The following is a 20634-nucleotide window of genomic DNA, read 5'->3' on the forward strand; positions in this document are numbered from 1 at the left end:
GCCCACGTCGCCGCGGACCATGACGGTCACCAGGCCGCTGCCGATCTTCTCGTAGCCGACCAACGTCACGTTGGCCGACTTGCACATGGAGTCGGCGGCCTCGATGGCGCCAACGAGTCCCTTGGTCTCGACCATTCCGAGCGCTTCGCTCTGCATTGTGGTGCTCCCTTCGCTGTGGCAAGACCGCGGGGGTGCGAGTCTGCCTTGCTTCCTACTCGTATATCCTATGTCATCCGGGCAAGCCCGGTTGGATCCATGCGTGTGCCGCGCCGTCGCCCCTGCCGCGCAGTCGCGGCCGCGGCACTACCAGACGCGTCTGAGGACCGAGCGAATCCGGCCGGGGTCGCGCTCCTCCCACGCAAAGCCCTCACCCTCGCGGCCGAAGTGCCCGTAGGCGGCCGTCTTGAGGAACTGGGGGCGCGTGAGGTCCAGCTCCGCGATCATGCCCGAGACCGTGAGCGGGTAGGCCGCGCGGACGGCCCGTTCGAGCTCTCGCGCCTCGACCCGTCCGGTCCCAAACGTCTCGACGTTGACCATCGCTGGCTCGATCTGCCCGATCGCGTAGGCGACGGAGACCTCGCAGCGCGTGGCAAGCTGAGCGGCGACGATGTCCTTGGCGATCTTGCGGGCCATATACGCGCCAGTACGGTCCACCTTCGTGGGGTCCTTGCCGGAGAACGCGCCGCCCCCGTGGTGGGCCACCCCGCCATAGGTGTCCACGATGATCTTGCGACCGGTCAGGCCGGTGTCGCCGGCAGGCCCTCCGAGCACGAAGCGGCCCGTCGGATTCACGAGCACGCGCGTCTCGGTGGTGAGCAGCCTGCCCACCACCGGCAGCACGACCCGCTCGAGCACGCCCTCGACGACCTCGCGCTGCGAGACGTCGTCGTCGTGCTGGGCAGACACCAGGACGCTCTCGAGCGCCGCGGGCCGGCCGTCCTCGTCGAAGCCAAACGTCACCTGCGTCTTGCCGTCGGGGCGCAGCCACTCAAGCTCATGGCGATGGCGCGCGTCGGCCAGCCGGCGGGCGAGCGCATGGGCCAGCGCGACGGAGGCCGGCATGAGCGTCGGCGTCTCGTCGCAGGCATAGCCGTACATGATGCCCTGGTCGCCCGCGCCGAGCTCGCAGCCGCGCTCGACGCCCTGCGCGATGTCGGGGGACTGCGCGTGGATGAGCTGGCGCACGGAACAGGTGGCGGCGTTGAAGCCGAGCGCCGGGTACACGTACCCGATGCGGCGCATCACGTCGCGGGCCACGCCCTCCGCGTCGAGCGCAGCCGTCGTGGTGACCTCTCCGGCGATGGTGAGGTCGTTGCCGCAGGCAAGCGTCTCCACGGCCACGCGGGCGTGGGGGTCCTCGGCCAGGCAGACGTCGAGGATGGCGTCTGACACCTGGTCACACACCTTGTCGGGATGTCCCTCGGTCACGGACTCCGAGGTCTGGTGACGAACGATCACGTTGCTCCCTCCCCTCTTCCTAGCCGCCGATGACGCAGTCGAACCCATGGGCCCGCACGATCTTCGCGAGCTCCTCGGCCTCCTCGATGGAGAGCGGGGGCGTGTCGCCCATGGGGTAGTCCTTGCTGAGCATGTGGTACTTGCCCTCCCCGAGCGTGTGGTACGGGAGGATGTCGATCTCCCTCACACCGTGCAGGTGCTCGGCTATTCTGCAGGTGTCCTCGATGCTCTGCGGGCTGTTGTTGACACCGGGGATCGTGGGGATGCGGATGATCGTGTGCGCGAGGTTCGAGATGAGGATCGCGTTGTCGAGAATCCGCTTGTTGGGCACGCCCGTCCACTCCTCGTGGACGTCGGAGTAGGGCGACTTGATGTCGAGCAGCACCGTGTCCACCCACGGGATCACCTTGGCGATGACCTCGCGGTGCACGTAGGCGGCCGTCTCGATGGCCGTCGTCCACCCGCGCTCCTTGCAGGCCTTGAGCAGCTCGGCCGCAAACACCGGCTGCATGAGCGGCTCGCCGCCCGACAGCGTGATGCCGCCGCCCGAGCGCGCGTACTGCTTGGAGTCCTTCTCAAGCTGCTTCATGGTCTCGGAGACCGTGACGCGCTTGCCCTTGAGGATCATGCCGTCGCGCAGCCAGTCGTCCTCGTCCTGGTCGGTGACGCCCCCAAGCTCGGCAAGCTTGACGATGTGCAGGGGCGTCTGCTTGGACTCGGCGGCCTGTTCGGCAGCCTTAGGGTCGTCGAACATGAGCTCCGGGTTGGGGTTTTGCGACTCGGGGTTCGCGCACCACTTGCAGCGCATCGGGCACCCCTTGAGGAACACGATCGTGCGGATGCCCGGGCCGTCGTGCACGGAGAAGCGCTGTATGTTGAAGACGATGGCGGTCGCATCGAAGTCGACGCTCGTCTCTTTCGTGGGTTCAGGCTTGGGCATGGGTATGGATTCCTCTCGGGAGGCCCCGCGGGCGCGCGCCCGCGGGGCCCCGAAGATTGGTTACATGTTCTGCTCGGTACGGCTGATGATGTCGTCCTGGACTTCCTTGGCGAGGGTGACGAACTGCGCGGAGTAGCCGGCCACGCGGACCACGAGGTCCTTGTGCTGCTCGGGGTGCTTCTGCGCGTCGATCAGGGTCTCGCGGCTGATGACGTTGAACTGCACGTGCATGCCCTTGTGGTCGAAGTAGCTGCGCACCACGGCGGCGAAGTTCTTGAGGCCCTGGTCACCGGCGACCGCAGGCGGGTTGAACTTCATGTTGTAGAGCGTGCCGTTCGAGGCGATGCAGTGGTCGAGCTTGGCGACGGAGTTCGTGGCGGCGGTGGGGCCGTTCACGTCCTTGCCCTGGCGCGGCGAGACGCCGTCGGCGAGCGGGGCCTTGGCGAGGCGGCCGTCGGGCAGGGCGTTGACGTCCTTGCCGAACAGCACGTTCGCGGAGACCGGGTAGACGCCGGCCTGGAACTGGCCGCCGCGCGGGTTCTTGAACTTCTCGACCTCCTGGCAGTAGATCTGGGCACACTTGCGGGCCACGAAGTCGACGGCGTCGATGTCGTTGCCGAAGCTGTCTGTGTGGTCGAGGAGGCGACGGATGGCCTCGTAGTCACCGACGGGAGCGGCGGTGCTGCCGGAGAGGCTGCTCACGACGGCGCTCTTGATGGAGTCGGTGCTGGCGCCGCTGCCGAGCTGGGCGAGGACCTTCGCCACGGCCGCGGCCACGTCGGCCTCGGTGAGCGAGGAGGCACTGGCGGCCGTGTTGCCCTGGGCGAGCGCCTCCTCGCGGGCCTTGCCGGAGATCGCAGGCGACAGGCCCTCGTTGATGTCATGGCCGAAGTTGTGGTCGAGGGCGTCCTTGAGCTGTTCCATCGTGATCTTGCCGTCCTCGAAGACGTTCTTCTCGATGGCGTAGACAGAGTCGCCTGTGTCGGCCACGCCGAAGGCCTGGGGACCGGTGAAGTTGTAGATGGCGCCGCCCTCCTGGCAGCTCATGCCACGGCCGATGCAGTCGTCGACCATCGCGGACTCGAAGGGCAGCGGGCAGTTGCGCATGTGGGCGTAGTCGACGCAGTTGTCGGCCTCGGCGAGGTGGAAGACGAAGTACTTCATCTGCTCGCGGAAGGCGGCATAGAGGTCGTCGAGGCTCTTCCAGGTCGTCATGTCGGGCGTGACGGGGCCGAGCTGCTTGTCGCCGACCTTGCCGCCGTGCAGCGTGATGTCGAGGACCTTGGCCACGTTGAAGAAGGCCGCGTCATGCCAGCCGTCCGTCTTGTGGGGCACCTGGGGCTCCACGCAGCCGATGATGCAGTAGTTGCGCGCGTCGCGCAGGGACACGCCGCGGTTCACGAGGGCCGGGATGATGACCTCGTCGTTGTACATGGCCGGCACGCCCATGCCGAGGCGAGCGAGCTCGCAGGCGCGGTACAGGAACTCGTCGGGCGTGTCCTGCCACACGCGGATGGAGAACGACGGCTGGGGCAGGCGCACGTGCGCGGAGGCCTCCATGGCCATGTAGGACATCTCGTTGGTGGCGTCGAGGCCCTCCTCGTTCTGGCCGCCCACGCCGAGGTTCTGGAAGACGGCGTAGCCGGCGAAGGCCTGCGCGGAGACCTCGTCACGCGTCTTGTTGATGTCGTTGAGCTTGACCCAGATGCAGTCCACGAGCTCCTGGGCGAAGTCCTTGGAGATGGTGTTGTCGGCCTCGTAGTAGGGATACATGTACTGGTCGAAGCGGCCCGGCGAGATGGAGTGGCCGTTGGACTCCATCTGCATCATGAGCTGGATGAACCAGAAGCTCTGGCAGGCCTCCCAGAAGTTCGTCGCGCCGTACTCGGGCACACGGGTGCAGTTGGAGGCAATGGTGAGCAGCTCCTGCTTGCGCTGCGGGTCGGTGCAGGTGGAGGCGAGCTCGGCGGCCTTGTCGGCGTAGCGGTGCGCGAAGTTGATCGCCGCGTTGTACGTGATGATGACCGCGTTGTAGAACTGCTCCTTCTGGATGTAGGAGGGGTCGGACGTGTCGAGGTTCTGCATCGCGGCGACGGTGTCGGCGAGGATGCCGCGGAAGCCGACCTTCAGGATCTTGCCGTAGTCGACACAGACGTGGCCGATGCCGCCGTAGAAGTAGTTGCCCACGGTGAAGACGCCGTTGTTGATGCAGTCGAGGGTCTCGGGGGACATGAGCGACTCGGCGTACTCCGAGTTGGTCTTGCCCTTCCAGTACTTGAAGGCCTCGTGCAGGCGCTCGGCGGTCTCCTTCGGGATCTGGAAGGGGTCGGCCATGCGCGTGCCCATGGTCTCGTACTCCTTCTCGACCCAGTCGTAGGAGAACTCGACGCCGATGTCGGTCGAGCGCGGGTGGATGGTCTTAGAGCCAACCACGAGCTCGTCATCGCGGATGATGACAGGGAACTCGTTGAAGAGCTTCTCGTTCACCTTGGCGCGACGCAGGATCGACGAGAGGTTCTCGCTCTCCTTGTACGCCTCGGTGACCAGCTCGACGCGCTCGGCCTCAACGTAGGGCGTCGCGTCGAGGATCTGGTTGCGCAAGCGATCGACGCGCGCGGTCGGCTTGCTAAAACCCTTTTCGATCATGTACTCCTCCTTCGTCATGCACTGCGCTTTGACGAGTGCTGCCGTATGACGTGAGACGCGCCGGGGTTGGCGCGTCCTAGGAACCTAGGGTGTGGTGCGGGGTGCCGAGACGCGGGCGGGCACGTCGCGGAGCGTGCCGGTCGCTCGGACCGGCGGCTCGCGGGTGACGCGGATGCCGAGCAGGTCGGCGAAGGCCGCCAGAAGCGTCTGGTGGCCGGGCCAGGCCGGCGAGGTGACGAGCATGCCGTCACGCACGGTCTCGGTGGGAGCCACCTCCACATACGTCCCGCCTGCCGCGCGAACCTCCGGGGCAACGGCCGCATAGCACGTGAGCTTGCGGCCGCGCACGACGTCGGCCGCCGTGAGCACCTGGATGCCGTGGCAGATGGCAGCCACGGGCAGCTCCAGCGCGAACGCGGCGCGCACGAGCGCGAGCACGTCCTTGTTGAGCCGAAGGTACTCAGGGGCACGCCCGCCGGCGAGATAGAGCCCGTCATAGCGAGAGGGCTGCTCGGCGGCCTCGGCAAAGCTCGCGGTTAGCGCAAAGCGATGGCCGGGGGTCTCGGCGTAGGTCTGGTCACCAAGGAAGTCATGGACTGCGGTCTTGATCGTGTCTCCGCACGCCTTGCAAGGGCAGACGACGTCGACGTCCACTCCGAGCATCCCGAGGGCTTGGTACGGGACCATGACCTCGTAGTCCTCCGTGAAGTCGCCAACGAGCATGAGCACGCGCGGTGCGGGCACGATGGACGGCGCAGGCACGAGGGACGCGGCGGGCATCGCATGCGCGCCCGGCGTGGCGGGGCCGTCGCTTGTGGGGGAATGGCCCTCGCACACGTCAGACGGGTCCGCGAGCATCTCGCAGGCGAGCCTCACGATGCGCTCCCGGTCAAAACGCATCTCACGTCCCCTCTCGCTCGACCACACGCCGCCGGCACATCCGGTGGCTTCCTGGCTGACAAGGTAATCTTATGAGGGGAGGTAGGACACAATCTTATTGCTCAGACTGAATTTATCGCCCACGGCACCGCGCATGGGGACTTATTTGTCACCAAGACGAGGCTAGGCGCGCGTGGCGGCCGTATCCGCGAGATGCTTGTCGCGAAACTCCGTAGGCGAGAGCCCCATGGCCTTCCTGAACGTCTTGCTGAAGTAGCTCGGCCGCGAATAGGAGAGCTCGTTGGAGATCTGGACGACGCTGAGGCCGCTCTGCAGGAGCATGCGCCGGGCAAGCGCCATCTTGTGCTCGGTGAGGTAGGTGATGTAGTTCTTCCCCACCTCGCGCTTGAAGTACTTGCTGAAGTAGCTCGGCGACATGTTGGCATACCCGGCCGCGTCGGCAAGGCTGAGGTCGAGGCGCACGTTGCGGTCGATGTAGTTGCGAATGCGCTGCACGTCGCTCACGCCCCGGGCGCGCTCGTCGGCCACGCCGTCGAAGATCCTGCCCACGAGCTGCTCGAAGGCGCACGTCACGTCATAGAGGCCGTGCAGCTGGCTCAGCTTGAACCGCAACGTCGCCTTGAGGCGGTCGCGGTCGTCGCGCAGCGACTCGGGCGCGACGTCGTAGACTACGTCCACGAGCCTCAGCACGTCTGCCTCTATCTGGGCCTGGCTGCGGGCGCACTCCCAGCTGAACTCGAGGTAGCTCCTCAGCACGTCGACGCACTGCGCGTAGCGAAGGGCATGCAGCTGCTCGCTGAGGTGCTGGCTCACGGCCGCGGCGCGGCACTCGGAGTCATCGGGCGCACACGCGGCGATCGCCTCCCGCCCCGCGCTGGGGGCGGCGCCAAGCTCGCCCAGCTGCACGGATATGCAACGCACGAGGAGCTCGGGGCGCACGGGACGCACGAAGTACGAGCTCACCCCCAAAAGCGCCACGCTGTTGGCCACCGAGTACAGCGGGACCGAGGAGACGACGACGAACCTCGTGGCCGGCGACACCTCCTTGACCCAGCGCAGGAACCCAAGGGTGTTGTAGTCAAACGACGCGAGCAGGGAGACGAGGACCCGCACCCCCTCGAGCGAGACGGCGCGGAGGGTGTCCCTGCGGCTTGCGGAGACAAAGAGGCGGGCCTCGGGCAACGCCTCGCCCACCCTCTCGGCGATGAGCTCGCGCTCGAGGTTCTCCGGCCCGCAGACCATGACGTCATACATCCCTAGGACACCCCCAGATACGGGAGGCGAAACGAGATGATGGCGCCATTGGGGTCGCTGGGATGGGAGCGTGCCGTAATGCTCGAGGCTCCCCTCGTGAGCCGTGAGAGGTTCCGGTCGGCAAACTCGAGCGAGAAGCGGCCGGCCGACTCCTCCTCGAAGGCGTCGGAGACGTCGGACACCGAAAGACCGCGCTCCGCGATCTGGACGACGACCCAGTCGCCGTCCTCCTCGGCCACCAGGTCGATGGAGCAGGCCTCCTCCGGACTGCCCATCACGGCCCCGATGATGGCCATAACGATGGGGTCGAGCGTCATGAACGGGCACGAGGCCGTGCGATAGCGCTCGGGAACCTTGACGGAGTACTGGAGCGTGTCACCACGCCAGGCCTGGTAGACGCGCAGCAGCGCCTCCATGTGGACGAGCTCGTCGCCCAGCGTCACGATGGGGGTGCTGGTGTCAATCAGGTAGTGGATGATGTCGGCGAAGTCGAGCGTGGCCGCGTCGGTGCGCGCCGCGCCCTCCTTGCAGGCCAGGCAGTGGATGGCGTTGAGCGCGTAGTTGGCGTGGCGGCACACCTCGTCGCGCCTCGACGCGTCATAGTCGCGCTTGCGCAGGGCCACCTCGAGCTCCTCGCGAGCCTCGCGCTCGGCGTTGAGCTGCTCGTTCTTCTCCTGGATGAGCGACGCGTCGCTCTCGGAGGTCGAGAGGTCCGTGCCCACCGCATAGGTGACGAGCGAGCGGAGCGTCTGCACGGTGGCCCAGAGTCGGTCATAGCTCACCGTGACGGTCTTGCCCCAGGCCCGGGCGAGCTGCTCGGCGAGCTGCTGGTCGTCGACAAGCGAGTCGCGCGGGGAGATGATGGTCTCGAGGTCTGCGGGCTCGTCGGCGAGCCGCACCTGTCCGCCAAGCACCGCGCCCACGTAGGCACCCTTCACGATGATGGGCACCGCAAGGTCGACGAGACCCGCGTGGCACTTGTAGATGCAGGCCTCGCCCATGAGCGTGGAGCGGATGCCTCCCTGTGCGTCGCAGCGCTCGCACAGCAGCTTGAACTTGGGGTTGGAGCGACCGATGAGACAGTGCTCGGAGAAGCCGCTGTAGCGCGTGACGGGAACGCCGCGGTAGTCGACGGTGACGAGGGCGATGCCTGTGGCCGCCGAGCAGCTGTCTTGGATGCGCTGGAGATGCTCGAGGTCAACAAAGTCTGCGATACTGCTCTGCATCAAGACGCTCCCAGCGGGCGAATACGGTTTACCGAATCGTTACAAGAGTATATAAAGTACTCCTCGACCCCGCGGAGCCATTATTTTGCAAACCTCGCGCAAGATTTTGACCGTCTGTCACAAAAAACGTAACAATAAGTAGCCGCGTCCGGCTGCCACGTCATGCGCGACGCAGCAGACAGCCGCGGCCATCTCACAAAGAGCCTGGTGCCCCAGACTCAGCTCGTGGTGATCTCGGCGGGAAGGCTTATGCCAGAGATGTGGGGGCCCAGCCAAGCGATGACCGACTGCATGGCGCTGCGCACCGCAGAGAACGTGCCCGTGAGCATGATGGTGCCCATGAAGCGGTCGGCGATCTGTATGTCGACGTCGGAGGACTTGGCCATCAGGTCGACGATGACCGGGAGCAGCTCTACCGGCATGCAGTTGACGAGGCCGAGGGCCACCTTTTCGGGATCGGGGAAGGGACCAAGCTGAAGGTCCTCGAGGATCCAGGGGTTTGGATGGGCGAGGATGTGGGCGAAGGTCACCTGCAGGCCGGAGACGAACTCCGTGCGGATGTGCAGCTTGCCCTCATAGACGAAGCCGAAGTCCTCCATCGACCCCCGGGAGAGGTCATAGCCCTCGGCCTTTGAGGGGGCCAGAGCGACCCGCGTGTCAGCGGAGCCCCGCGACGGCACGGCCGCCGAGCCCTGATCGGCATCGCTGCTGGACATGGACCTCACCCCCGACTCTCTACCTCGACCCATCATACCAAGCGCCTCCACGGGAGACGTCTGCCGCCCGTCACGAAGACAAAAACCAACCCACCAGGAGCACGAAAGTGCCAACCGGCAAGGGGCCAACCAGCGCCCTCTAGAGCTCGAGCGTGACCCGCAGCATGCCATCAACCCCAAGCTCGGCAAGGTAGCCGCAACAGCATGCCACGTGCCAGAAGAAGTAGGGACGTGTCGGACGAGCGAGGGCCTCCATCGCCGCCATGACCGTGCCCCCATGCGCGACGACGCAGCACGTCTCGGCACCCAGCTCGGCAGCCTGCCAGAGTGCGCCGCGCACGGCGTCGCACGAGCGTGCGGAAAAGACGGCGCGGGACTCCCCCTGCGGGCACGCGCCCTCGCACATCCCCTCGACCCAAGACCGATAGCGCTCGTCACCGCCAAGCTCGTCGGCAGTCTTGCCCTCAAACGCCCCGAAGCACATCTCCCGCAGGCCGTCGAGACGCACCTGCTCGATGCCGGGAAACAGCAGGCCTGCCGTCTGGGAGGCACGCGCGAGCGGGCTCACCCAGACGCGAGGCGGTTGCGCGACGCCCGCATGCGCAAGCTCGCGGGACAGCTCGGGAGCCTTGGCACGGGCGCAGGCGATGCCTTCGGCGCACAGCGGCTCGTCGGTGTCACCGCCAACGTAGCGGCGCTCGAGGTTGCCGGCCGTCTGCGCATGGCGCAGGATGACGAGCCTCACAGCGCTCCCTCCGCACCGGCGGCGCCTCCGCTGCGGGGAACGGCAACGCCGACGCGAAGATCCTCGAGCCGCCCCTTGAGGGGCACGGGGATTCCGCAGACCATGCGGATGACGAGCCGTGCGCGTGCGGCAAGCTCGATCGCGAGCCTCCCGGCCAGCTCGCGCTCGCGGCGCATGCCCGCGTCGACGGGCACGACGCCTGACCCCACGTCGCACGAGATGACGCAGGACTTGTCCGCGAGCGCGTCTGCGAGCGTACGCATGCCCTCGGGCGTCATATCGCGTGAGACGAGGTCCTGCGCGTTGAAGACGACGGGGCGCTCGTCAAGCGTGGCATCAGCCATCTGGGCATCGGCAAAGCCGAGTGAGCGGGCAAACGTCCGCTTGCCCGAGGCGATGCCCCCCACGATCAAGATCATCAGGTCTCCTTCCCGGCTCGCGTCATAGGTCCTCACAGCGTTGGTGTGCCGGCGGGCTTGGGGGCGCAGGAGGGCTCCAGTGCCCCCAGCGCGCAGAGCCCGGCCTCGCGACCCGCGAGCACCGCCGTGTGCACCGCTGCCGTGGCACCCGTGAAGAAGGTGATGACCTCGTTGGAATAGCTGATGCCATATGCCGGGGAGAGCATCTGCGTGACCTCGATGGAGGCGGCCTTGGCGGCAGCATCGGCCATGATGAGCCCCACGGGCGCGGGCGCCCCCACCATGACCGCAAACGCCTGTCCCAGCGGCGCCCCGAAGGCGCCAGCGAGCACCGTGCCGGCCCGCGCGCTGAACTGGCACTCCACATGCCCTGCCGGGTTGGTGAACACGTTGCCCATCGTGGTGTCCCGCACGCCGGCGAGGGTGAGCTCGCAGGCGCGCACCGCGTCTGCGGCCGTCTGGGCGCCCAGGAGCAAGAACGTGCCGGGACCCGCGTCGCCCTCGGTGTCACGGGGCATCTCGAGGCGGATGAACGACGTATCGGTGGCCTTCACGGCCTCGTCGGCCGCGAAGCACTGGGGTGCCGCAGCCACACGGGCCCCGATGGCACACAGGCTGTCGAGGCGCTCGTCGATACCAAGGAATGTGCGCATCGCAGGGTCGAGCGCCGTAAGCGCGAGAGCGATCGTGTGCCCGGGCGCCACGCCGACAAGCTCACGCGGCAGCTGAACGTCGGAGGCCTCCTGCGTATCCCGCCTTCCCGCAAGGCTCAGCTCAGGCATGCTCACGCCACCACCCCCATCACCGAGAGATGCAGGCCCACCACGAGGCACCAGGCCATGGCGAGCTCGGCCATCTGGAGAAACCATCCCGCGAGGTCGCCGCTCATGCCCCCAAACTCCCGGCGCGCCAGGCGCCGCACGGCCGCCAGGCACGCAAGGTCGCAAATGACCACGGCGGCGCCGAGCACGCCTCCGAGGCCCACGAGCGCAGTCGCACAGCACACGAACTCGATGCCGAGAACGAGGAGCGCATGACGCACATCGGCGCTCTGGGAGAACATCGCGAGCATGCCACGCTCGGAGCTCTTGGGAAACGCAAGCGTGGCGACGCCCGAGAGGCAGCGGCTCGCGACGGGCACGAGCGCCAGGGCCCACATGGAGGCCGGTACGCTGAGGATACCGGCACGGGGCACAAGTCCCGCGAGCTCATTGAACGCGGCGACCTGCGCGAGCAGGTACGCCATGACGCCCATGACCGCGAAGGCGCCCACGCGGGGGTCCTTGAGGATCTCGCGCTTGCGCGCGGGCTCGGCATGGCTCGAGAGGGCATCACAGACGTCGCAGAGCCCGTCGAGGTGGATGCCGCCCGTGAGAGCCAGGGGCACGAGGGCGAGGCCCACACCCGCGCTCAGCGAGCCCAGGCCCAGCGCACCGGCGAGCAACCACCAGGCAACCTGTGCAATGCCCACGAGGGCGCCTACCACCGGAAAGGCAGCCATCATGTAGCGCATGTTGGCGCCGTCCCAGTCAAGCGTGGGCATGGGCACCTTGCTGAACAGGGCAAATGCCATGCCCACAGACCTGAGGACCAGCCTGCAGACCCCCTCGTGCCCTACGCGACCATCCACTCGGGACTCCCCTCGCCCAGCCTGAGCGCTTGCGCGCAACCAGCCATGACCTCAAACACGGCGTCTGCCTCCGCAGCCATCAAGCAGTTTGCGCGCCCCAGCGCACGTTGGTACACCTTGGTCTCGCTGGCATAGGAGGCCCCGTCGGCCCCCACCTCGTTTGAGACTACCACGAGGTTAGCGCACTGCGAGCCGATCGCGCGAACGCCCTCCACGACGCGCTCCGCAAGCTCGCGGGCGTCGTCGAGCGCAACCCAGCCACCCCGGTCGTCCTGGGAGAACTGGAGGTTTGCGCAGACGTTGCCGGCACACTCGAGTAGCACCGTGGAGGCGCCCACGCCACCGGTAAGCCCGTTCGCATCGCCCGCGACGCGATGGCTTGCCAGGGACCGCTCGACCTCTGAGGCAAGGTCGAGCGCGTCATAGGCGCCAAAGCGCTCCACCGTCACAAACCCAGCGCCCGCGCGCTGCGCGCGGTGCCGCTCGATGCGTGCGGCTGCGTCCGAGCCAAAGGGCTGCATCGTGGCGATGTAGATAAGGGGCGTGCTAAACCTGTGGCAGATCCCCTCGGCAAAGCGCGACTTGCCCGAGCCAGAACCACCTGTGACGAGGACCCTCACGAGAGGTCACGCTCGTAGGCATCAATGCCGGTGGTGGCGAAGGTGGTGCCGTTGTAGAGCGCGAGCGCCATGTCGAGCATGGGCAGCAGGCACACGGCACCCGTGCCCTCGCCGAGGCGCAGACCGCCGCGGATGGGCGGGTCAAGGTCGAGCGCGCTGGCCACGAGCTGGCTCGCGGGCTCGGCGCTCAGGTGCGAGGCGATGAGGTAGGGCCGGCAGGCCGGCAAGATGCGTACGGCGACGAGTGCCGCCACCATGCTCACGAAGCCGTCAAGGACGACGGGGACGCGGTGCGCCGCGCCGCCGAGGCACAGGCCCACAAGCCCGGCGATGTCGAGGCCGCCCACCTTTGCGAGCGCGTCGACGGGGTCGTCCGGATCGGGTGCGGTGAGCGCGACCGCGTGGGAGATGACTTCGACCTTGCGCCGGAGCCCGGCGTCTGTGAGGCCGGCACCACGTCCCGTCACCTCCTCGGGGCCCGCCCCGAGGAGCACCGAGACGATGGCGCTCGAGGTGGTGGTGTTGCCGATGCCCATCTCGGCGCACAGCAAGATGTCGTAGCCGTCGTGCGCGAGCGAGCCCGCGAGCTCGGCTCCGACCATCACGGCCCGCTCGGCCTGCTCGCGGCTCATGGCCGCCCCGCGCGCCAGGTCATGCGTGCCGCGCATGACGTTGCGGTCGAGCACGCCCTCGACGGGAGTGGCGATGCCGATGTCGACCGGCACGACGTCGGCCGAGGCCACCTTGGCCATGACGCAGACGCTCGAACGGCGAAGCGCCATGTTGCGCGCGACCGCCGCGGTGACCTCTTGGCCCGACTGCGTGACCCCCTCGGCAACCACGCCGTTGTCGGCGCAGAACGCCACGACGGCCCGCTTGGCGAGCGAGACGCGCGCGCTTCCCGTGATGGCGGCGATCTGCGCGATGTCGTCCTCGAGCACGCCCAGGCTGCCAATGGGCTTGGCGATGGAGTCCCAGTGGTCGCGGGCGCGCTTGCGCGCGTCATCGCTGGGCTGGGAGATCTTGGCTGTGAGCTCGTCGAGACGCATGGGACCTCCTGGCTAGGCATGGAAGAAGGGGCCGCAAGGCCCGCCGTGGCGGGCGCCTGCGGCCCCAGGGAACGCATGTGCAAGAAAGGCTGGGGTCGGACCCCGGAGCCCGAACCCGGCCTCCCGTGGAGCCAAGGCTAGGCGAGCGACTCGCCGTTGGCAAGCGCCACGGTGTCGGAGGCGATCATAATCTCCTCGTTCGTGGGGATAACGAGCACCTTCACCGTGGAGTCGGCCGTCGAGATGACCTTCTCCTCGCCGTGCACGCCGGCGTTGACAGCCTCGGCGACGTGGGCGCCGAGGAACCCAAGGCGCTTGCAGGCGGCCAGGCGCACGCGCGCGTCGTTCTCGCCGACGCCGGCCGTGAACACGATGCCGTCGATGCCGCCCATGGCGGCCGCGTAGGAGCCGATCAACTTGGAGACGTGGTAGCAGAAGACGTCAAGCGCCTCCTGGGCGCGGGTGTTGCCACGGTCGGCCTCGGCCTCGACGTCGCGGAAGTCGCTCGAGACGCCGGAGATGCCCAACATGCCCGACTTCTTGTTGAGGACCTCGTCGACCTCGGCATGGCTGAGGCCCAGCTTGTCCTGGAGGAAGCCGAGGATGAAGGGGTCGATGTCGCCGCAGCGGGTGCCCATGGGAAGGCCGGCGCCCGGCGTGAAGCCCATCGAGGTGTCAACCGACACGCCGCCGTCCACCGCGGTGATGGAGGAGCCGTTGCCGAGGTGGCAGGTCACGAGCTTGAGCTCAGAGAGCGGCTTGCCCATGAGTTCGGCGGCGCGGGCCGCGACGTAGCGGTGCGAGGTGCCGTGGAAGCCATAGCGGCGCACGGCATACTTCTCGTAGTACTCGTAGGGAAGCGCGTAGAGGAAGGCCTCGGCGGGCATGGTCTGGTGGAACGACGTGTCGAAGACGGCGACTTGCGGGACGTCGGCGCCCATAAGTTCGATGCAGCTCTTGATGCAGTTGATCTCGGGGCCGTTGTGGAGCGGCGCGAGCTCGATGAGGCTCTCGAGGCGGGCCATCGTCTCGGGCGTCACGAGCACCGAGGTCTTGAAGTCCCCACCGTGGGCCACGCGGTGACCGGCCGCATCGACCTCGGACAGGCTCTTGATGACGCCGTGGTCGACGTCGGTGAGGGCCGCGAAGACGGCCTCCATGGCCTCCTTGTGCGTGGGCATGGCCACGTTCGCGTCGAAGGTAACGTCACCGCGCTTGTGAACGAGGTGTCCGTCAATGCCGATGCGCTCACAGAGGCCCTTGGCCAGCACCCTCTTCGTGTCGTAGTCGATGAGCTGGTACTTGAGCGACGAGCTGCCTGCGTTAACTGCGAGAACCTTCATCTTGGGACAGAACCTTTCCTTAGGGCGGCACCGTTTGACAACGCCGCATGAACGAAGAACAGTGTCGGCGCGCAAGGGGTGGCCGACAGCCCAGCCAGACGGAGGGCAGAGAATAAGCTCAGACGAAACCGCCAATTGACCAAAGGCCAAATGACGACCCCCCGGTAGGCTGGTATCGAAAGCGCTGGAGCGGCCCGTGCCCGGGCAGTACAACCGCTAGCTGCGGGCAAAGGAGCTCCCGCGCGCAGGCGCAGAGGGGGACGGGGATCCCGAGCCGGCCTGCTCGCGCTCCCAGCGCTGCTGCGCCTCGCGCTCGGCCGCCTCGCGGCGCTCGTGGTACTCGGCCCAGCTCACGCGGCCAGAGGTGCCCAGCATGTTGACCTCGCCGTACTTGTCAGACTCGACGAAGCGCGGTGCCTCGGCCTCCTTGGCGCTCTCCCACGGCAGGGTGTCGCCGGGCTCCTTGAGGTAGTCGAGGATCTTCCAGATGCCCTCGCCGGTGTAGGAGCTCACCTCGAAGATGGTCCAGACGCCGGCGACGTGCAGCCACTCGGTCGCACGGGCGACGTTGGCGTCTGGAGAGTCGATCTTGGTGATGATGCCGATGACGGGACGGTTGCACATCGTGGCGACGCCCGGGCGAAAGCGCGTGAGGGTGTCGGTGGCCGAGAGCACCAGGCCGACCACCTGGGCCTCATAGGTGTACAGGCTCATGGCCTTCGAGAGCGCGCGCTCGGTCCACTCGCCGGGCGTGTCGATGACGACGTCCTCGTTGTAGGCGTACTGCGTCTTGTGGTAGTGGATGACGCCTCCGCGCAGGGCCTGGATCAGCGTCGTCTTGCCTGACTCGCTACGCCCCATGAGCGCGATCTTCTTCACGAACGGTTCCCTTCATCATGCAAACGCTCGCCGCACTCGGGCACCACGGGACCCGTGGCCTCGAGGGAGGCGCGGCGGGCGTCCTCCTCGGCCCAGCTCATGCGCTGCGCCGAGGCACCCACCTTGTCGATCTCTCCGTACTTGTCAGACATCACGAGACGAGGCGCGTTGGCCTCGCGCTCGTTCGCAAACGGCAGCTCGTCGCCCGGGTCTGCCAGGTAGTTCAGCAGCTGCCAGATGCCCTCGCCGGTGTAGGAGCTAACCGGGAAGATCTCCTTGCAGCCCGCGAGGCGCAGCCAGTGGCTCGCGCGGGGCACGTCGGCGTCGGGCGAGTCGATCTTGGTGACAATGCCAATGCAGGGCCGGTTGCAGGCGCTCGTGACGCCCGGCGGATAGAGCGAGTAGGGCTCAGCGGCGTTGATGAGCAACCCCACCACGTCGGCCTCGTAGGAGTACAGCGCAAGCGCGCGGCCGAGCCTGTGGGTCTCGGCGTACTCGCCCGGGGTGTCGATGACAACGCTCTTGTGGCCGATGTACTGGGTCTTGCGATAGTCCAGCACGCCGCCGTTGAGCGCCTGCGTGAGGGTTGTCTTGCCCGCCTCGCTGCGGCCCACGAACATTATCTTTCTCATGAACTAGCCGCCCGATCCCAAAGAGGCCTAGGTGCGCGTGATCGGGCAGATGGTGAAGCCCAGGTGCGTCTCGAGGTATGTGAGGATGCTCTGGATGGCGCTCTGCACGTTCGAGATGCGACCGGTGATGATGAGCGTGCCGCTGAAGCGGTCGATAAAGCCCATCTCCACCTTCGAGGCCTTCGTCGCGATGTCGGCGGCGATGACGGAGATCTCGGCCGGCGTCATCGAGAGGATGCCGATGGCGGCCTGGTCGTAGTCGACCGTCGGGTCGAGACCGAGCTTGGTGAAGATGACCTCGTCGGGGCTCGCGATGATGTGCGCAAGCGTGACCTGCTTGCCAGGAACCGTCTCCTGAATGATGCGCATCTTGCCTTCCTGCATCACTCCGAAGTCGTTGAGATTGAGAGCCACGATGGCCCTCCTTTCAGTGTCTGGCCCGCCGCCGGGATCCAAGGCCCGACGGCGGGCACGCCTAGATGAGTCCGTGCGCTACCAAAAGGTCGGCGAGCGCCGAGGTGTCGCCGCCAATGTGGACGTCGTCGCCAACGCTCACGACAGGGACGACCCGATAGCCCCGCTCGTCCATGAAACGCTGGCCCTCCGCGTCGCTCGTGAGGTCGTGGTCAGAGAAGGGCACGCCATGCCGCTCGAGGAACTGCTTGACCTGCTTGCAGTGGCCGCAGCCCGGCATCGAGAAGACACGCACCTCGCCAGTGACCGCCATGGCTACTTCGACTCGCCGGAAGGCGTGTAGAAGCACTGCGGGCAGTCATCGGCGTCGACGCGCTGCGCGCTCTCGTCGGCCTTCGTGGCCTCGTTCGTGTAGAAGCACTGGGGGCAGTCCTCGGCCTCGGACGCCTGCCGCTCCTTGTCCTCCTCCAGCGCCTGAGCGGAAGGGGTGTAGAAGCACTGGGGGCAGTCCTCGGTGTCTGCGGCGGCAGGACGTGCGTAGAAGCCCTGCTGGGATACCTTCTTCGTTTCGTCGGCCATGGTTGCTCCTTTCGTGGTTTGCGCTAGCGCAACAGGTTCGAGACAAGCGCCTCGTGGGGCGTGGCGATGGCGCAGGAGCTCGTGATGAGGCTTGGGTCTCCGCACCTCGCCTTGCATGTCTCGATCGCGTTGCGCACGGAAGCGATGTCTCCCGTGAAGTTGACATACCCCTTTCCGCCAATCCCCTGAGCCATCTTGATGCAGATGAGCCGAACGCGCGAAGCCTTCACGACGAGGTCGGCGGCAAGGATCGCGGAGAGGGCCGTGCGGGTCTCGATGGACCCAAACGACTCGAGCTTGTCAGGCCTGGGTCGGGCCTTGAGCGCCTCGGCCACCGCATCGTCGAGGTGGTCGATGGCACGGCATACCACCGCTTGCCTGCCCGCGGTGCGCTGGGCCGCGGCGCAAGCACACTCGACGGCGCCGACGCCGCCGGTGACGATGGCCAGGAACTTGCCTGGGCACGACGGCGAGGCACGCACAAGCTCCACGTCGGCGGCCTTGAGCATCGCGTCGACCGTCTCATACCCCAGGGGGATGTGGTGAAGCTCTATGAGACCAACGGAGACGCCCATGGCACGTTCCTTTCTAGGCGTTGCGGCCATGGGGAGAGACTCCCCATGGCCAGGGTGTGACAGGTGCCGCTTGCGGCAGCCGACAGGAGGCTAGCCGATGATGATCGCACCGGGGGCGGAGCCGAGGCCCATCGCGATAAGGTGCACGACGCACGCGAGGATCCAGATCGTCGTGGCGGGCGGGTCGATGTGGGAATCGACGTTCGTGTTGAAGGACTTGCCCACGAAGTCGCCGACGAGCGAGGCAATCACGGCGAACAGGGTGCCGAAGAGCACGCCGGCCGTGGGGCCCCACGCAGTGACGCCGACAACAGACGCATAAGCGCCGATCAGCGAGATGTGGTGCGTGGCGGGCGTGGCGAAGCCCGTCTGCGTGAAGATCAGGGTCACGGCCGAGAAGCCGAAGCACACGAACGGCCACATGGCCAGTGCCACGTCGTTGCCGGTCGTGAAGAAGTAGGCAGACATGCTGGAGATCGCAAGGCCGAGGCCGAGTCCGAGCATGATGTTGCAGCCGAAGCCCTTGCCGCCCGAGAACCACTCGTGGCCGCCGTTGGGATAGCTGCCGAGCAGCCCCGAGTTGCCAAAGCCGAAGCGGCACACGAGCGCGAGGATGAACACCGTGGTGCCCGGAAGGTCGGTGATGGCACCAAAGACCGGGATCATGGCGAGCAGCGCCTTGATGACGCCACCGGCGAGGCCAAAGAGACCGCCCACGAGCAGAACGTCGGGCGAGCCGAGGCCGTTAAGCGAGCTCAGGATGTCGGCTCCCGAGGCAAGCTCCTTCTTCCTGCCCGCATAGGCGGCCGCGGCGACGCCGCCGACGAACGCCGTGTGGGGACCGATGAAGGAGTTGAAGGCAACGCCGAGCAGGGCGATGTCACCAGTGACACCAGCTGCCTGGAGCAGGCCGCCGATGAGGGCGAACAGGCCCGTCATGATGAAGGCGGGCAGGGCACCCATGTAGGCTCCGATGAGACCGCCACCGAAGGCACCGGCAAGTGTGAGGAAGTCCATACGATCTTCTCCTTTGTAGCGTGTTGATAGGACGCGCCACGCAACCTTCTCGGGTGAAGGGTGGTCCGAGGGGGCCGCGAGTGATGCCGTATGCAAAGGAGGCGCCGGCCGGCTGGCCGGCGCCTCGAGACGAACGCAAAGGGAAGCCGAGACTAACGGACGTCCATGCCGCCGACGAGGACGCACTTGCGCTTGCGGCAGAAGGTCTTCGCGGAGGTGAGGCCCTCACCGGTGGGGCCGGCGATGGTGAAGGTGGCATAGCCCATGCCGCCGTTGCCGAGGCCGGCGAAGGACGGGCCGTTCTTCACGAAGATCGTGGTCTGGATGAGCTTGGCCATCTTGGAGAGCTTGTCGACGTTCTTGGAGTGCATCATGGCCGTGTGGCGGTTGCCGTGCTCGACGCGGACGGCCATGTCGATGGCCTCGTCGACGTTGGCGACGCGGACGACCGGCAGGATCGGCATCATGAGCTCGATCTGGACAAAGGGGTGATCCTCCTTGGCCTCGATCATGATGGTGCGGACCTCGTGGTCGACCTTGATGCCGGCCTTCTCGAGGATGTAGTTGGCAGACTTGCCCACGAAGGCGGTGACGGGCTTGGAGCCCTTGGTCACGAGCTCGACGAGACGCTGGATGGCAGCCTCGTCCTTGAGCAGGTAGGCGCCATTCTTCTGCATGTTGAAGATGAGCAGGTCGGCGATCGAGTCGACGGCGATGACCTCCTTCTCTGCGATGCAGGGGAGGTTGTTGTCGAAGCAGTGACCGTCGATGATGTCCTTGGCGGCCTTCTCGATGTCGGCGGTCTCGTCGACGACCACGGGCGGATTGCCCGCGCCGGCGCCAATGGCCTTCTTGCCGCTGGAAAGGACGGCCTTGACGATGCCAGGGCCACCAGTGGCGACGAGCATGCGCACCTTGGGGTTGGCCATCATGGAGTTGGTGGCCTCGATGGAGGGCTCGCGCACCATGGTGACGAGGTTCGCGGGGGCGCCGAGGTTCACGAGGGCGCGGTTGATCATCTGGACCATCTCGACGGAGAGCTTCTTGGCGCGCGGGTGCGGCGAGAAGACAACGGCGTCGCCGGCGGCGAGCATGCCGATCGAGTTGCAGATGATGGTCTCAGAGGGGTTCGTGGTGGGGGTGATGGCGCCAACCACGCCAAACGGAGAGTACTCGACGAGCGTCAGACCGTCATCGCCGGAGAAGGCCTCGGTCGTGAGGTCCTCGATGCCCGGCGACTTGAGGGCGGCGAGGCGGTTCTTCACGATCTTGTCCTCGTACTTGCCCATGCCGGACTCCTCGACAGCCTCCTTCGAGATGTGCTCGAGGGTCTCGGGCTCGGTGAAGATCTCACGGACGCAAGTGACGTACTTGTCACGGTCGGCCATGGAGTGGTTGAGGTACTCGTGCCAGGCCGCATCGGCGGCGTCGACGGCGGCGTCCATGGTGTCAAAGACGCCCCAGTCTCCGCACTCGCCGCCCGTGCACGAGGTCGTGGGGGCGTCGGAGCCGCCAGAGACCTGGTCGAGCACCTGGTTCACGATCTGCTCGATCGCCTTGGGATCAATGTTCATGAAACTATCCCTTTCCTT

The 20634-nt window shown here is 66.8% G+C and carries 22 protein-coding genes and 1 pseudogene; all 23 read right to left on the reverse strand.

Translation table 11 applies throughout. From position 1 onward, the window contains the following. Positions 1 to 156 (reverse strand): annotated as a pseudogene (gene pduA, locus EFAMC1_RS01870) (propanediol utilization microcompartment protein PduA); the annotation flags it as partial. Positions 157 to 303: 147 nt separating this feature from the next. Then, positions 304 to 1458, reverse strand: a complete 1155-nt coding sequence (gene metK / locus EFAMC1_RS01875) for a methionine adenosyltransferase (protein ID WP_261981717.1) — start codon at positions 1456 to 1458, stop codon at positions 304 to 306. Between the two features lie 19 nt (positions 1459 to 1477). Continuing rightward, positions 1478 to 2398 carry a glycyl-radical enzyme activating protein gene (locus tag EFAMC1_RS01880; protein ID WP_154052649.1) on the reverse strand — a complete coding sequence of 307 codons (921 nt, stop codon included), beginning with the start codon at positions 2396 to 2398 and terminating at the stop codon, positions 1478 to 1480. A gap of 60 nt (positions 2399 to 2458) precedes the next feature. After that, the gene (locus tag EFAMC1_RS01885) at positions 2459 to 5044 is read right to left on the reverse strand and encodes a glycyl radical protein (protein ID WP_154052650.1); all 2586 of its coding nucleotides are present in this window, start codon (positions 5042 to 5044) and stop codon (positions 2459 to 2461) included. Between the two features lie 84 nt (positions 5045 to 5128). Then, complete coding sequence (locus tag EFAMC1_RS01890; RefSeq protein ID WP_293817971.1) at positions 5129 to 5944, reverse strand: DJ-1/PfpI family protein; 816 nt, start codon at positions 5942 to 5944, stop codon at positions 5129 to 5131. Positions 5945 to 6106: 162 nt separating this feature from the next. Then, positions 6107 to 7198, reverse strand: coding sequence for a helix-turn-helix transcriptional regulator (locus tag EFAMC1_RS01895; protein WP_154052651.1), 1092 nt, complete (start codon positions 7196 to 7198; stop codon positions 6107 to 6109). A gap of 2 nt (positions 7199 to 7200) precedes the next feature. Beyond that, positions 7201 to 8424 (reverse strand): PocR ligand-binding domain-containing protein, encoded by a 1224-nt coding sequence (locus EFAMC1_RS01900; protein WP_154052652.1) that lies wholly within the window; start codon positions 8422 to 8424, stop codon positions 7201 to 7203. Between the two features lie 218 nt (positions 8425 to 8642). Then, positions 8643 to 9140: a BMC domain-containing protein gene (locus tag EFAMC1_RS01905; RefSeq protein ID WP_187324498.1), complete on the reverse strand. Its 498-nt coding sequence runs from the start codon at positions 9138 to 9140 to the stop codon at positions 8643 to 8645. A gap of 139 nt (positions 9141 to 9279) precedes the next feature. Then, positions 9280 to 9885, reverse strand: a complete 606-nt coding sequence (locus EFAMC1_RS01910; protein ID WP_187324499.1) for a histidine phosphatase family protein — start codon at positions 9883 to 9885, stop codon at positions 9280 to 9282. Further along, the gene (locus EFAMC1_RS01915; RefSeq protein WP_154052655.1) at positions 9882 to 10304 is read right to left on the reverse strand and encodes a bifunctional adenosylcobinamide kinase/adenosylcobinamide-phosphate guanylyltransferase; all 423 of its coding nucleotides are present in this window, start codon (positions 10302 to 10304) and stop codon (positions 9882 to 9884) included. The genes EFAMC1_RS01910 and EFAMC1_RS01915 overlap by 4 nt, the downstream gene beginning before the upstream one ends. Before the next feature lie 32 nt (positions 10305 to 10336). Continuing rightward, positions 10337 to 11086: a propanediol utilization microcompartment protein PduB gene (gene pduB, locus EFAMC1_RS01920; RefSeq protein ID WP_187324500.1), complete on the reverse strand. Its 750-nt coding sequence runs from the start codon at positions 11084 to 11086 to the stop codon at positions 10337 to 10339. Positions 11087 to 11088: 2 nt separating this feature from the next. Continuing rightward, entirely contained in the window at positions 11089 to 11934 is an 846-nt protein-coding gene (locus tag EFAMC1_RS01925; protein WP_154052657.1) for an adenosylcobinamide-GDP ribazoletransferase, read from the reverse strand. Next, entirely contained in the window at positions 11919 to 12554 is a 636-nt protein-coding gene (locus EFAMC1_RS01930; RefSeq protein WP_154052658.1) for a bifunctional adenosylcobinamide kinase/adenosylcobinamide-phosphate guanylyltransferase, read from the reverse strand. The genes EFAMC1_RS01925 and EFAMC1_RS01930 overlap by 16 nt, the downstream gene beginning before the upstream one ends. Further along, positions 12551 to 13603: a nicotinate-nucleotide--dimethylbenzimidazole phosphoribosyltransferase gene (cobT, locus tag EFAMC1_RS01935; RefSeq protein ID WP_154052659.1), complete on the reverse strand. Its 1053-nt coding sequence runs from the start codon at positions 13601 to 13603 to the stop codon at positions 12551 to 12553. The genes EFAMC1_RS01930 and cobT overlap by 4 nt, the downstream gene beginning before the upstream one ends. Before the next feature lie 137 nt (positions 13604 to 13740). Further along, a complete protein-coding gene (locus tag EFAMC1_RS01940; RefSeq protein WP_154052660.1) occupies positions 13741 to 14946 on the reverse strand; it encodes an acetate/propionate family kinase in 1206 nt (401 codons plus the stop codon). A 216-nt stretch (positions 14947 to 15162) separates the two neighbouring features. Continuing rightward, complete coding sequence (locus EFAMC1_RS01945; RefSeq protein WP_154052661.1) at positions 15163 to 15825, reverse strand: EutP/PduV family microcompartment system protein; 663 nt, start codon at positions 15823 to 15825, stop codon at positions 15163 to 15165. Continuing rightward, positions 15822 to 16457 (reverse strand): EutP/PduV family microcompartment system protein, encoded by a 636-nt coding sequence (locus EFAMC1_RS01950; protein ID WP_154052662.1) that lies wholly within the window; start codon positions 16455 to 16457, stop codon positions 15822 to 15824. The genes EFAMC1_RS01945 and EFAMC1_RS01950 overlap by 4 nt, the downstream gene beginning before the upstream one ends. Positions 16458 to 16484: 27 nt before the next feature. Further along, entirely contained in the window at positions 16485 to 16871 is a 387-nt protein-coding gene (locus tag EFAMC1_RS01955) for a BMC domain-containing protein (RefSeq protein WP_261979987.1), read from the reverse strand. A 61-nt stretch (positions 16872 to 16932) separates the two neighbouring features. Beyond that, complete coding sequence (locus tag EFAMC1_RS01960; RefSeq protein WP_154052663.1) at positions 16933 to 17184, reverse strand: glutaredoxin family protein; 252 nt, start codon at positions 17182 to 17184, stop codon at positions 16933 to 16935. Between the two features lie 2 nt (positions 17185 to 17186). Then, positions 17187 to 17450, reverse strand: coding sequence for a hypothetical protein (locus tag EFAMC1_RS01965; RefSeq protein ID WP_154052664.1), 264 nt, complete (start codon positions 17448 to 17450; stop codon positions 17187 to 17189). 23 nt (positions 17451 to 17473) lie between these two features. After that, positions 17474 to 18025 (reverse strand): BMC domain-containing protein, encoded by a 552-nt coding sequence (locus EFAMC1_RS01970; protein ID WP_187324502.1) that lies wholly within the window; start codon positions 18023 to 18025, stop codon positions 17474 to 17476. A gap of 90 nt (positions 18026 to 18115) precedes the next feature. Then, on the reverse strand, positions 18116 to 19042 hold the full coding sequence (locus tag EFAMC1_RS01975; protein WP_154052666.1) for a hypothetical protein: 927 nt from the start codon (positions 19040 to 19042) through the stop codon (positions 18116 to 18118). Positions 19043 to 19194: 152 nt separating this feature from the next. Then, positions 19195 to 20616 (reverse strand): aldehyde dehydrogenase family protein, encoded by a 1422-nt coding sequence (locus tag EFAMC1_RS01980; RefSeq protein ID WP_154052667.1) that lies wholly within the window; start codon positions 20614 to 20616, stop codon positions 19195 to 19197. Positions 20617 to 20634: the final 18 nt, after the last annotated feature.

This window comes from Olsenella uli, from assembly GCF_901212675.1.
GTDB classification, from domain to species: domain Bacteria; phylum Actinomycetota; class Coriobacteriia; order Coriobacteriales; family Atopobiaceae; genus Parolsenella; species Parolsenella uli_B.